Source organism: Paraperibacillus marinus (genome assembly GCF_046237605.1).
Classification (GTDB): Bacteria; Bacillota; Bacilli; order Bacillales; family DSM-1321; genus Paraperibacillus; species Paraperibacillus marinus.
This window is the reverse complement of record NZ_CP143542.1, coordinates 2,058,175-2,070,894: the sequence shown is the minus strand read 5'-3', so window position 1 is coordinate 2,070,894 and position 12,720 is coordinate 2,058,175. Positions and strand designations below refer to the sequence as shown.

Here is a 12,720-nt window from a genome sequence, read left to right as displayed (position 1 = left end):
CAGCCATATTTAGAGGAATGATGTACATATGAAAAAGTTTAGGGGAGGTACCTTATGAAGGAAAGAAGAGGAATCTGGCTTTTTTGCATTCTTACTTTTACCGCTATGGCCGGAAAGTCCATTTATTCACAATCTAAAATATTAAATGGGTTCCACCTGGCTGGGACTGCGACGGAAATCGCTTTTATTTTCTTGATCGTGCTTCTCATCATGATATTTGGAGGAAGAGCCGCATTCCTGCTTTTAGTATCATTCAATGCCTTATTTACCCTTATTACCGTGGGCTCTTTACTTTATTTTGATTATTATGGTGCCATCCTTACGTATAAGTCGCTTTCCGAATTGAATCAGGCAGCAGCCATTTCTGACAGCATTTTCGCCCTGGTAAAGAAGGAATATATCTTTCTGGCAGCGGATTTTGCTTTGCTGCCATTCCTGCATCTTCTCATCCCGAAGGCAGGAATATTGGGATCGCAAAATAAAAAACTGCCGGTCCTATCGGCAGTTCTGGCCGTATTATTCATATCAGCTGGTATGCTGCAGGCAGCCGGCTCAATCAGTGAAATGGGAAGATACAGCCGTACTGGCCTGATTGGATATCAATTCATGGAAGCTGGCAGCGGTCTCATGGACCATTTCAGGGGAGAATACGTAATCAACGCCGAAACGCTCAAGGAGCGGAGGTCTGCAGAGAGCCTCAGTGAAAAGGCCTATGAGGGCGAAGCCAAGGGCAAAAATTTAATCATGATTCAGCTTGAATCGGTACAGAACTTTTTTGTGGGTTTAAAAGCATTTGGGCAGGAAGTAACTCCCAATCTGAATGAATTGGCAAAAAGCTCTATTTATTTCCCTCATATATACACCCAAGTGGGTAAAGGAAACACCTCAGATGCCGAATTCGTGGTCAATACCTCCATTTATGCACTTGGTGATGTTCCGATGTCTTCAGCGGCCGAAGGGATTAAAGTGCCTGGCCTTCCAAGGGAGCTCGGGAAAAGGAATTATCGGACGGCCACTTTCCATGCAAATTCTGTAAGCTTCTGGAATCGGGAGGAAATGTACAAGTCCCTTGGTTTTGATTCTTTTTATGATAAAAGGTATTTCGGAGAAAATGATGTGATTTCATATGGAAGTTCAGATGAGCAGATGTATTTCAAGACAGCTGAAAAGCTGTCACAGTTCAAAAAAGAAGGAAAGCCTTTTTACGCGCATATTATTGCTTTATCCAGCCATTTTCCTTATAAACTTCCAGCAGAAAAGCTGAAATACGGCTTCAGACTGCCTTCAAAATTCAAAAACACACTTTCAGGCTCATATTTGGAAGCTGTGAGTTATGCGGACTACGCATTGGGCGGGTTTTTCTCCGAACTAAAGGCAAGGGGTTTATATGATGACTCTGTAATCATTGTGTATGGAGACCACCAGGGACTCCAGATCAAAAATAATAAGGATAAAGAGCTGGGTGGGATTCTGTTTGACGGAGGATATGATGAAGTACTGGATCACTTGAACATTCCCCTCCTCATAAAGGTGCCCGGTATAGAAAAAGGAAAGAAAGTGACGCTTACCGGAGGGCTTGTGGATATTTACCCGACTGCAGCAAACCTGCTGGGCATCAGCCTTGAAAAAGAAATGGTCTTTGGCCGGGACCTGCTGAATTCTTCTGATAATGAAATCGGCATCCGGTTTTATGCACCAGAAGGCACTTACATCACCAATCAGCATGCCTTCACGCCGGGAATGAAGGCTTCGAGTGGAAGCATTACAAAAATCAGGGACAGAAGCTCACATCCCGCTTCTGCCCCTGATTTGAAAAAAATGAAATCAATTCAGCATTTTTTGAAACAATCCGATTCTTATATGAAGAGTCTTAAAGGCGGGAAATAATCGGGAAATGGGGGACTGTCCCCCTGTTACTGCCGGACTGCCAGACTTGCAATGGCTGCCTGGAAAACTTCCCTGATTTGCTGTGTGAATTCCCCCGGCTTGCCCCGTCCGATTTTTCTGCCGTTGATTTCAATGATTGGCACCACTTCAGCAGTTGTGGAAGTCATGAAAACTTCATCAGCACCCAGGAGTTCGGATTCGGTGAAAGGCTGTTCCCTGCATTCCCATCCATTGGAAGCATAAAGCTCCATTAGCTTGGTGCGGGTGATGCCATTTAAGATAAGATTGCCTGCCGGGTGGGTAAATATGGTGTTATCCTTGATCATAAATATATTGGATGACGTACCCTCGGTGACAATGCCTTCCCTGATCAGGATTCCTTCAAAGGCACCAGCTTCATGCGCCTTTTGTTTAATCATGATATTATAAAGCAGATTCAGGCTTTTTATATCGCATCGCAGCCAGCGCAGATCTTCTTCTGTAATCGCCTTCACACCCTCCTGCTGTTCCTTCACAGGGCGCTTTGAAGGTACCGGGTAAGCAACAAGGCGCGGCACAATACTGCTTTCATATTGATGCTTCCTTGGAGCTACCCCGCGCGTCAGCTGGACATACAATCCTCCGTCATCAAGATTGTTTGCCTGAATCAGATTCAATAGCTGCTGCTTCAGTTCCTCCAATGGAGTATGAGGAGTGATTCCGATTTCCCCTGAGCTCCGGTAAAAGCGGGCAAGGTGCTCATCCAGTGTATATGGAGTTCCTTCATAAACACGGATCACTTCATAAACTCCATCTCCAAACTGATAGCCTCTGTCTTCAATATCCACTTTTACAGTATCACGTTCCACAATTTCTTGATCAATCAGCACTTTCATCTGTATCCCTCATTTCTCATTACAATCATTCCAAAATGTCCAGGCAGTGGTATTCATCCTGAACAAATATGAATTCATTTTAACGCTTTTATATCCATCCTCCAACCAAAATGTTGAATATTCTAAAAATATATCCTCAGCATTTAAGAGGATTGGGTCTCTAAATGGATTTCTAATTCCACCGGACAATGGTCGCTTCCAAGGATCTCACAGTGAATATGGCTTTCTTCAATCAAACCGGCTATCCTTTCAGAAACGATAAAGTAATCAATCCGCCAGCCGATGTTCCGCTCCCTGACCTTATTCATATAAGACCACCAGGTATAGGCTCCTTCCCTGTAAGGGTACTTATATCGGAAGCTGTCCACAAAGCCGCCCGCCAGGAAGTCACTCATCTTCTGGCGCTCCTCGACTGTGAATCCGGAATTCCCCCGGTTAGATCTGGCATTCTTCAAATCTATTTCCTGGTGTGCGACATTAAGATCACCGCATAATATAACAGGTTTAAGTTTATCCAATTCCTGAACATGGGCAAGAATCTCTTCTTCCCACTGGAGCCTGTACGGCAGCCTGGCCAGATCCCGCTGTGAATTGGGCGTATACACATTCACAAGGTAGAATTCCCTGTACTCAAGGGTCAGAATCCTGCCCTCTCCTTCACGTTCCTTTCCGCTGAGACCGTACTGCACCGATAACGGCTCCATTCTGGTAAAGACCGCTGTCCCTGAGTATCCTTTTTTATCCGCATAATTCCAGTACTGTTGATACCCTTCCAGCTGAAGCTCGATTTGTCCTTCCTGGAGCTTCGTTTCCTGAATGCAGAAAATATCCGCATTGCTGTTATCAAAAAAGTCCAGGAAGCCTTTTTTAACACAGGCCCTAATGCCATTAACATTCCATGATATGAGTTTCATTTCAGCTCTCCAATAGATTCATAGTATTATCCACTTTTACGCTCATATAGATAATCAGCCAGTTCTTTATATACCGCCACTATATCCTCAAGCGGGATCCTCACCAAGCCGCTTGAGGAAGGGGCTGCGAAGTCCTTCACTCCCCTAACCATCTCCATATCCTGAAATCCCCAGCCTGCTTTTTTACTACGTGAGTACTCAAGATATACACCTTTTCCAACAAAACAGACACAGTGCGGCCGAAAGCGGGCAATCTTTTCTTTTAATTCTTCCCGCCCTCTTGCATATTCTTCTCTTGTGATCTCATCCGCTGCTTTTGTCGGACGGCTGACGATATTGGTAAATCCATAGCCGATATCGAGCAGCTTATAATCTTCTTCACATGAATATTTGCGGCCAGTGAGTCCGGATTGATGCAGGATTTTCCAGAAACGGTTATTGGGATTTGCATAATGATGGCCGGTTTCCCCGGAACGGAGGCTGGGATTGAATCCCACGAATATTACATCAAGACCTGGTTTGAGATGATCCAGTATCAATTCCATCCATGAAACCTCCCAGAAAGCGTCTAAAATGGATAAAGGGCTGCCGGACAGCCCTTTGTCATCTATATTATATATTTATAAAATCTTGTATCAACTTTTAACTTAGGAAAATTCTCAGGGAGATTCTTTTCGGCTATTCTAATGAATCCATTTTTCTCATAAAACTTATGTGCTGCCACAAATTCCGAGGTGGTTCCCAGCAGCACTTCTTTAATCGATTTCTCTTCGGCCCATTTCAAGGCTGTCTTCAAAAGGGCAGCTGAGACGCCGTATGTTTTCCCCCTGAATTCCTCATGCACGAAAACTTTCTTAAGCGCCGCCCTGTCATTTCCGATATCCTGAAGGGCCGTGGTCCCGATGATGGTTCCGTCCATATAAGCAGTCCAGAAATTCCCCTTTCCCGACTGATAAACTTCTTGAATGGCATAGAGGTCAGGCTGTTCGGACAGCTCTAGCGGAATTCCGTATTCCACCTGCTGTATATGGGATATTAATTCTAAAATCTGCGGCTGAAATGCCGGCTTATACTCCTGGATCATCATTTCCTGCTTCATAAAGAATATCCACCCTCTAAAGGATTTTGTTATTATCCTTCGTTACGGGCCGTTATTTTATGCAGTTGCGAGCGCCGGCTGGCAGGTTTTTCATAGTTTTTGTTCCCCGTTTTCACTAAGTGTATTTTCTCGAGTTCCATTCCTGGTCGATCATGCCATCAAGACGGATAATGCTTTCCCTCGCGCGTTCTTCACTGATCTTCCGGTAATGGTGCAAGCCGCCTTCTTCTTCATCCAGTTCATCGGCCTGTTTTACGATTTCCTGCATAGGAGTCCTGATGATATCATTTGATGGCAGGAAGGAATCTGTATGAAAAAGAATGGACAAGGCAATCGCTTTTGCCCGGATCGGATTTTCCCCGAGCCTGATCAGCAGCTTATGAGCGCGCTCGGCCCCTTTGATGGCATGGATATCATTCTTTTTGTACAAATCATAATCCCATTTTCCATTCTTATACCAAGTGAAATGGCCGATATCATGAAGCAGGCCTGCTTTAGCAGCAATATCCACATCAAGCTTCTGTTCTTTTGCAAGATTGAAAGCATGATAGGAGACGGCAATGGCATGGGCGATCCCGGAACGGTTTAAATATTTCTCTGCAATATGATGCTGAATAATACGCAGCAGTGTCACATCTCTCATATTTCCTCATCCTTATGGTAAAATAATATATTTCCTTTACCCCATCCTTTTTCTTTCAAGCCATTCTTTTCACAATTAGCCGGAATGTCAGCATTCGCTCCCAATGAATGAAAAAAAGGGTGCCAAAAAAAAGCAACCCAATCAGATATCTTCATTACCTCTCTCTCAGGACAGGCATGGTACAGCACCTGAAGGCACCGCCTGACTTAATGATTTCTGTGAGATCCACCTCAATCACTTCATATCCTCTGCTTCTTAGTTCCTGATTCACTTTTTTATTGACTGGAAGCGAAATAATTCTTTGATCTCCTACAGAGAGGACATTGGTTCCAAGGGTAAACTGTTCTTCCTCAGACACCTCGATCAGTTCGTATCTTGATTTAAGCACCTCGAGCTGGCCTGCATGAATCTCCCCCGGAAAAATCAGGGCTTCATGCGGAGAAATGATATTAAAAACACAATCAAGGTGAAGATATGTATCTGTAAAAGGAACTGGGATGACTTCAAACTCGGGCAGCATTTTTTTCAGTTTCTCTGCTGAATCCATATTTGTGCGGTTGCTGATGCCGGCAAAAATGGTGTCCCGGTCGATGATGACATCTCCGCCTTCTATCTTATCCCCAGTAAGATTTTTAAAAGGAATATCCTCTTTTTTCAGCCATTCCATCAGCACTTCCTCTTCACCTGAGCGGATATCGGTGCCCATTTCGGCCACATAAACTTCAGTTCCAAGCGTAAATCCGATATCACGGGTGAAAACCTGCTCAGGAAATCGTTCAAAGGAAGGAAGGAGTGTCACCTCAATGCCCAATTGCTCAAGGGTCCTGACAAACTCCTCATGCTGCCTAAGGGCAGTCTGGATATGGATGCCCTCATTCTCAAATACCTTTTGGGTTTCATTGATAACATCCTTAATCTTCATATACCTGGGTTCACACAAAACGACTCTCTTGAGCCGGTCAAATTCACTGTAACAGCCTGACTTCATATTATCCCTCCTGAAAAACTCCTACAGCCTTACTATTTCCCGTGCAGTCCTGCTTATGCACCGCATTGGCCCCGCCTGGCACAAAATCCAAACACCGGATCCAGTCATATCTATAAGGAAAGAACAGTTTCAAAAAGGAGACAATTGGACCATGATTACACTCGGGGGAAAGCCGTTCGAACCCAGCGTTCTTATTAGTAAGCTCTCCAGCGAAAAAGCCGGCATGGTTATGCTCATGAACAGTTATAAAAAAATATACCGTTTCAATACGCTGGCCGAGCTCGAATTCATACTTGAAGCAAAAATTTTGATTACGAAGGCAGCTAGACTTCTGGCAGACAGCGGAGCTGAATTTGAAACATTCAAGAACTCCCGCTGCAATCCAGATTATTGGGATCTCCATGAAAGCGGGGCGTTCTTCTTAAAAGAAGGCAGAGCCCCTCATCAGGCCATTGATGATATTTTTCAAAATGGAAAACTCTATGCCTTTGAATGTGCAACCGCCATGGTCATCGTTTTTTATAAGGCGGTAATGGGCCTGATAGGACCATTGAGATTTGACCGCCTTTTTACAGAAATGTATTTATTTGATTGGGAATATAATACGAAGCTTACATTGGAAACATTCCGGTCAACGGATTTTCTGCCGGGGGACTGTGTTTACTTCCGCAACCCTGATCATCATCCGGATACACCTGAGTGGCAGGGTGAAAATTGCATTGTCCTGGACGTGGACCTCTATTTCGCCCACGGCATCGGAATAGGGACCGGGGAAGAAATCATGGCTGTCCTGAACTCACTGCGAAAGCCCAATCCCGAAGAGCCGGCATACCTTGAGGATGTGCTTACAAGGCTGGATGCTTTAGCTTATTATACTGAGTTGTGAGGCACATTATAAAGTAATAAGGCAGATGTTCTGACGAAGAGGCCATGATTACTCAGTGAGGGATTCCACTTCTTAATTTCATCAGAAATTTACTATTCCTGTATTTTTATTCATTAACCAGGAGCATCAATGGCCCCCTGCAATACCAATGACCGGCAACCTTAGAAACATATAGTCCCCTCCCCGGCGGCCAGGACGAAAAAGCTAAAAAAATTTGACCCATAGTATTAAAAGCTCACCTTTTGGATAATGTGCATTCTAAAAATGTTTAAAATCAAAAATATATCATAATCATAAAGATTAAATGAACAATTGTATAAAGAACTGATCCATAAAATATGCCACCGACGTTAGCCTTTAATTCATTGTTATCTTTCTGTATTTGCCAGGCAGATTGACTTGCCTCAAGCGCAGCACCTTTTGAAAAGTACCCGTCAGAAAGAAAAGAATAATTGTAAAAGCAAGTCCGATGAAGAAACTCCATTCACTATAAGTGAAAGGTATGATTCTGCTTGCAGTCCAGACAACTATTCCAATAATAATAGCTGTAAAAATTGTCCAAAATACTATTTTTTCACATTAATCACTCCTTTATTATTAATGCGGTAGAAAATTCAGAAAGGTTTCATTTTTTAAAAACAACTTCTATATCGAATAATTCTATTTATGGCTATTAGTAACAAAGAATCCAACTCTGAAGAGTTGGATTCTTTAAAGGCCGGTGCTGCCGTAGAGGAAATAGTTGAAAAAACGCTGGCTGCGCCTGGTTTAGAAATTCCTGATTCCCGGTTTGAGGATTGGTTCCCTAAAATGCCGAAAGAACAACATGAAATTTTGCACAATATAACCATTGGGACACGAGCCTATTAACCTTAGTAAATAGGAATAGGTTAAAAAAGGCATCTATTGCCAAATGCCTGAGACAACTATCTTTATTTGTTTAACTTTCTTCAAAAATCAAGAAAATTGAAGAAAAAAAGCATTTTTAGGGGCTTTATTCTTGCTGCTGCCTTCACTGCTTCAACAGATACTTAAATAATCGCGATGTGTTTATCACCTGCAAAGCTTCCCTGTGATACGATACCACGGTCCGATGCAAAAATTCAAACTCTAGTTGGTCAGCTGCACAATCTGCAAAAGATCTCCAAGGCTGGGATTCACCGTTCTGGCCGGCAGCGCAGACTATGTATCCAACAGCTGGGCGGGGAATCTTTAACGACAGCATTACAAATTGGTGCAGATGCCTTCAAATCTTAAAATAACTATGGTAAGAAAACAATTTCCCATTAATTACTTATCTTTAATAAGATTTACTCTTGTAATTCGAGGGAATATTGCAATTAAGTTAATTTATAAAAATTATTTCATCATAAGGAATGAGACAAATATGAAAAAAAGCAAAAATCTAGCTGCCCTCTGCATAATGGCATTTACTATGTTTTTACTTGGGGGGTTATCCAGTACAAAGGGAATTGTGCTTGAAGAAGTAAAAAAAGACATAGGGCTCGATTTAAATGAGTTCGGGCTGGTTGTTTTTATATTTCAATGGGGCTTTACAATAGCAGGTGTAGTAAGCGGGTATTTAGTAGACAAGAAGGGTTTGAAAATCATGACAATAGCCGGTTCGATTGTCATGGCTGCTGGCCTGTTAGGAACTGGGATTGCACAGACCATCCTCTTTTTCCTCGGTTTTTACCTGATTGTCGGTTTTGGCCTCGGTGCGATGACAGTAGCATCTAATGCCATTGTACCGGCTGTCTATCCAAAGAAACAGGGAATGATGTTCAACATCACAATGGGCGTTTATGGAGTAGGAATGTTTACTACCCCGCTTATTCTGAGATGGATGTTTGCCGCAGGAATCTCTTGGAGGGTGTTCTACCTGGGTACCGCTGGACTTTTGGCTGCCTTTATCGCCTTGGTTGTACTGACAAAACTACCAGCAGGAAAAGCCGATAAAGCAAGCCTCTCTGCTTTTAAGATCATGCTCAAGAACGCACAATTTGTTTTTATTATGATATTCCTCATATTCTATGTAGCATCGGAAGTATCCTTCCTGAATTTTTTCCCAAGCTACCTTAAAACACAAGAATTAGATGGTGCCAGCCCTTCTGAAAAAGGAGCTATGATTGCAGCTGTCCTCTCAATCTTCTCTTTATTATTCACAATCGGCCGGCTTGGCGGTGGCTGGATAGCAAATAAAATCGGCGAGAAAAAGACTCTATTGATATTTTCTTTCCTTGCCGCGATAACCGTCACAATCAGTAAATATTTTGCTGACGAATGGGTTTACTTGTTTGCAGCCTCTGGTTTATTCTTTTCCGTACTATTCCCTACCGCCACAGCGGTTGGAACAAAACTTTCCGAAAACAGCGGATCAGCCCTGGGATTGGTCTACGTGGCCTCGGGAATAGGCGGAGCCTTCGCGGGATGGCTTGTTGGAGCAGTCTCCGAACGATTCGGTGCGGCAGACGGCTTCAATCTGCCCATAATATTCCTGATTGTGCTCGTCATCATGTCAGTCTTCATTAAAGACATCCCAGACCGGGTGAAGCCCCCTATTTCCCATAATGAAAAATTTTGACATAGCGGGATTTCAAAGGAGACAGCCCCCATTACAGGGGCTTTTCCCTTTACTAATCTATGTTCTTAAACTTCTTCTTGCCTCTTTCACTTTTTTTAACATAACTTCTATGTTTTTATATGTCACCGGTACTTTTTTTTCACTGACTAGCCATCTTTGTTTGTACATATTGAGCATATGGCCCGTTTAACAGAGCCAAAGAGAAAAGCCTAGTCTTGACTAGGCTTTTCTCTTTATTAATAAACTCTTTCAATGTTAAGGGGACGTCTTGGTGCCGTATCCACCAACGTAAACTTTCGCTTTGCTTCTATACCACCTGTCGATCATTGGGCCATCGTATCGGCCTCTTCCGTTAATAAGCTGTTGATCCCATTACCTTTGAACGCAAGTAATATTGCTGCCTTTCTTTACAATTTGACCATGTAACTTATAGTAGGTACCTGCAGGCTTCATTGCTGCCTCAACTTGTGTGGTTTGAGCAACAGCGGGGATCAAAGTCACAGCCATTGAAGTTGCCATTAAAGCAGCCATTACTTCTTAGACATAGAGGTTTTTTTACTCATGATTTGTTTCCTCCTACAATTTATTGTTGAGAATTACATCTCGTTCTTACATTGTAAAGAGGTTCTTAGATGTAAATTGTAGATTTTCACAGTAAAAAATTCGCGGTAACTTACTATTTCTTTGACTAACATGTGTTACTTAAGAATAGGTAAAATAAATAAGGCGGGCTAATGAAATCATTAGCCCGCCTTATTTAAACAGTCTTAATTTAGATTCTACTATGTAATGTAGAGCCGACCTAATATTGGAACGCTCTTTAATGTATTTTACTACATCATGCTATATTTCCGGTAATAATACTCGTAAATCTTTTTACCTTTCAATAGGTACAAAACGTCCCTTATTGCGCCGCACACTTGCCTGAACAGTGAACAGTTCCCCCATAAACCGCCTGGATTTTACCACCAGGGTAAGGATATTCACGTAATAATGTTAATGTTCCTTTATAGCCGTAAGCATCAGAATAACTGATCGTCGACAAAGGAACACCAGATACGATTCTTGTTACTTCCACATATCTGCTTACTGCCATTGTTCCGACAGCTTCTTTCGAAGAACTGGCGGAAACGGGATTTGACAAAGGTTCCGAGGACATTAGTAAAGCTAAAGTGGTAACTCCAATGAGACTTTTTACTACTTTCTTCATTTTAACCCTACTATAAATTTGTAATTTACTAACAATTCCAACTACACAAATGTTTTGAATATTCTTCAATTTGTGCCATCTATTAAAATCCTTATAACGAGGACTCATAAATTTCTCTACATCGCACCATAACGGTAAGCTTAACTACACATACTCTTTCATAGGGCTATCCTTTTATTAATATATACAATTGGAAAAGTTTAGCTCTTTTTCATGTATAATAATAATAAACACAATATTATTACAAAGGACGTTTTCGAAACATGAAAAAGAAACTAATTTACATTATAGGTGGTATCGTATTAACGGCTGCGTGTGTCTTTAGTTATGTTACATACAAAGAATAGACTGCAAAAACTGCTGTTAAAGAGTACCTCATTAATGAAAAAGACATTGACCCAGATAATATTGAAGCATTAGATCCTTTTATCGCAAACTTATCTGGTGATAAAAATTGGATGGTTTATGTTAAATTGAAAAATGATAAAAAGAAGTATACCTACTATTTAGATAGAAAGCGTAATAAGGTTATTCTAGAATCCTATGTTTTGGATGGTAAAGTCTATTAAAAATAAAGAGAGGAACCTAAACGGTCCTCTCTTTTTATTACGGTGTTCAAATTCCCTGCCTAAATATTTATATAGGATCACGACCGAGAAAATTTCACCAGCATGTTTAACCGAAAGACCGTATTTGGAATGATTAATTGAGGATTTAGCATCAATCAATACATCCTCGTAATCTGTAAATGTATACCCTTTATCTGTGAAATTATTAGAAATAACAAATGCCTTGCCCGCTTCTACAGTTTGGATCTTTGTTAACTCAGGCTTTTTCTCCCCATTTACACGTACATTTAATATGCGAATATCTTGGATCCCTTTGTTTCCTAACTTGATGACGACTGATTTTGTATCAGCTCCAGTACCTAACAGCACAGCTTCCAGTTTGGGTTGAGCCAGGACGAAATAGACCGCAATCCCCACAGCAATAACCAAGCCCAATAAGAACCCTATTTTTTTCATACTTACCTCCTTTTCTAAGAAGTTTGTCATGTAAATTATCCTTTGGTGCTGTAAATCTCATGTAATTCATTTTCACAATCTTCATCATCATAACCAATTTCTTTTAGTATTTCTCTAGTTGTTTTCACAAAAAACTCCTCCTTTATTTATTACATTTGTTTATGTGTTTTATTACTTCTTCATAAGTGTATCCTTTATTTTCGTCTTTTTCTTAATGGTGTTTTTATAATAATATTTATTAAGGGTTTCCCCGTTCTGTTGTAGACCTATCCGAAGTAAATTCCATAAGGTACCTTTAAACAGCATAACGAAAGCCCTGCTCTGGAAGTACGGGCTTTATATGTATTCTGTTCAATCAAAGGCTCCTTGAACCCGCTGTGCCTCCCCCTTAAACTTCCGCAGCTGCTTTTAATTAGCAGACTTCATACCCCGCCTGTTATATATTCTCTTCCCTCTTAAAAAGTTTTCAGTTTTCCAGTATGAAAAATTTACTTTACTTTTCAGTTTCCCTGACTGTTTATATGGAAATGGGGATAATAAGAAATCTTCACGGCGTGCTGCCGGCTCCGTCAAGCGGCATGTCAGGATGCTCAGTTTAAAGACCCGGCA

12 protein-coding genes are annotated in these 12,720 nt (G+C 41.6%); 4 read left to right on the top strand and 8 right to left on the bottom strand.

All coding sequences use genetic code 11. From position 1 onward, the window contains the following. Positions 1-54 precede the first annotated feature (54 nt). Positions 55-1,887, top strand: a complete 1,833-nt coding sequence (locus tag V1498_RS10555; RefSeq protein WP_409298861.1) for an LTA synthase family protein — start codon at positions 55-57, stop codon at positions 1,885-1,887. Positions 1,888-1,913: 26 nt separating this feature from the next. Here V1498_RS10555 and dat read toward each other — a convergent pair whose 3' ends face one another. The 6 genes from dat to V1498_RS10525 all read right to left on the bottom strand — a co-directional run bounded on the left by dat (position 1,914) and on the right by V1498_RS10525 (position 6,406). After that, the gene (gene dat, locus V1498_RS10550) at positions 1,914-2,762 is read right to left on the bottom strand and encodes a D-amino-acid transaminase (RefSeq protein WP_409298859.1); all 849 of its coding nucleotides are present in this window, start codon (positions 2,760-2,762) and stop codon (positions 1,914-1,916) included. A gap of 143 nt (positions 2,763-2,905) precedes the next feature. Then, on the bottom strand, positions 2,906-3,676 hold the full coding sequence (locus V1498_RS10545; protein WP_409298858.1) for an exodeoxyribonuclease III: 771 nt from the start codon (positions 3,674-3,676) through the stop codon (positions 2,906-2,908). Positions 3,677-3,702: 26 nt separating this feature from the next. After that, positions 3,703-4,221 (bottom strand): G/U mismatch-specific DNA glycosylase, encoded by a 519-nt coding sequence (mug, locus tag V1498_RS10540; RefSeq protein WP_409298857.1) that lies wholly within the window; start codon positions 4,219-4,221, stop codon positions 3,703-3,705. Positions 4,222-4,283: 62 nt separating this feature from the next. Next, entirely contained in the window at positions 4,284-4,775 is a 492-nt protein-coding gene (locus tag V1498_RS10535) for a GNAT family N-acetyltransferase (RefSeq protein WP_409298855.1), read from the bottom strand. A gap of 115 nt (positions 4,776-4,890) precedes the next feature. Continuing rightward, positions 4,891-5,418 (bottom strand): HD domain-containing protein, encoded by a 528-nt coding sequence (locus V1498_RS10530; RefSeq protein WP_409298854.1) that lies wholly within the window; start codon positions 5,416-5,418, stop codon positions 4,891-4,893. A gap of 154 nt (positions 5,419-5,572) precedes the next feature. Further along, the gene (locus tag V1498_RS10525) at positions 5,573-6,406 is read right to left on the bottom strand and encodes a dimethylarginine dimethylaminohydrolase family protein (RefSeq protein WP_409298852.1); all 834 of its coding nucleotides are present in this window, start codon (positions 6,404-6,406) and stop codon (positions 5,573-5,575) included. A 151-nt stretch (positions 6,407-6,557) separates the two neighbouring features. On the opposite strand from V1498_RS10525, the gene V1498_RS10520 reads away from it, so the two are divergent. From V1498_RS10520 to V1498_RS10510, 3 genes are all read left to right on the top strand, one after another. Continuing rightward, positions 6,558-7,292, top strand: a complete 735-nt coding sequence (locus V1498_RS10520) for a protein-glutamine gamma-glutamyltransferase (protein WP_409298851.1) — start codon at positions 6,558-6,560, stop codon at positions 7,290-7,292. Between the two features lie 666 nt (positions 7,293-7,958). Beyond that, the gene (locus V1498_RS10515; RefSeq protein WP_409298849.1) at positions 7,959-8,162 is read left to right on the top strand and encodes a hypothetical protein; all 204 of its coding nucleotides are present in this window, start codon (positions 7,959-7,961) and stop codon (positions 8,160-8,162) included. A 517-nt stretch (positions 8,163-8,679) separates the two neighbouring features. After that, complete coding sequence (locus V1498_RS10510; protein WP_409298848.1) at positions 8,680-9,876, top strand: MFS transporter; 1,197 nt, start codon at positions 8,680-8,682, stop codon at positions 9,874-9,876. Positions 9,877-10,780: 904 nt separating this feature from the next. Here the strand turns inward: V1498_RS10510 and V1498_RS10505 are convergent. Together V1498_RS10505 and V1498_RS10500 are read right to left on the bottom strand one after the other, a co-directional pair. Then, on the bottom strand, positions 10,781-11,155 hold the full coding sequence (locus V1498_RS10505) for a hypothetical protein (protein WP_409298847.1): 375 nt from the start codon (positions 11,153-11,155) through the stop codon (positions 10,781-10,783). A gap of 464 nt (positions 11,156-11,619) precedes the next feature. Next, on the bottom strand, positions 11,620-12,111 hold the full coding sequence (locus V1498_RS10500; protein ID WP_409298845.1) for a hypothetical protein: 492 nt from the start codon (positions 12,109-12,111) through the stop codon (positions 11,620-11,622). Between the last annotated feature and the right edge of the window lie 609 nt (positions 12,112-12,720).

Coding starts and splice junctions, on each gene's coding strand:
- V1498_RS10510 (WP_409298848.1), top strand. CDS start 8,680: ATGAAAAAAAGCAAAAATCTAGCTGCCCTCTGCATAATGGCATTTACT.
- V1498_RS10500 (WP_409298845.1), bottom strand. CDS start 12,111: ATGAAAAAAATAGGGTTCTTATTGGGCTTGGTTATTGCTGTGGGGATT.
- dat (WP_409298859.1), bottom strand. CDS start 2,762: ATGAAAGTGCTGATTGATCAAGAAATTGTGGAACGTGATACTGTAAAA.
- V1498_RS10545 (WP_409298858.1), bottom strand. CDS start 3,676: ATGAAACTCATATCATGGAATGTTAATGGCATTAGGGCCTGTGTTAAA.
- V1498_RS10520 (WP_409298851.1), top strand. CDS start 6,558: ATGATTACACTCGGGGGAAAGCCGTTCGAACCCAGCGTTCTTATTAGT.
- V1498_RS10525 (WP_409298852.1), bottom strand. CDS start 6,406: ATGAAGTCAGGCTGTTACAGTGAATTTGACCGGCTCAAGAGAGTCGTT.
- V1498_RS10515 (WP_409298849.1), top strand. CDS start 7,959: ATGGCTATTAGTAACAAAGAATCCAACTCTGAAGAGTTGGATTCTTTA.
- V1498_RS10535 (WP_409298855.1), bottom strand. CDS start 4,775: ATGAAGCAGGAAATGATGATCCAGGAGTATAAGCCGGCATTTCAGCCG.
- V1498_RS10555 (WP_409298861.1), top strand. CDS start 55: ATGAAGGAAAGAAGAGGAATCTGGCTTTTTTGCATTCTTACTTTTACC.
- mug (WP_409298857.1), bottom strand. CDS start 4,221: ATGGAATTGATACTGGATCATCTCAAACCAGGTCTTGATGTAATATTC.
- V1498_RS10530 (WP_409298854.1), bottom strand. CDS start 5,418: ATGAGAGATGTGACACTGCTGCGTATTATTCAGCATCATATTGCAGAG.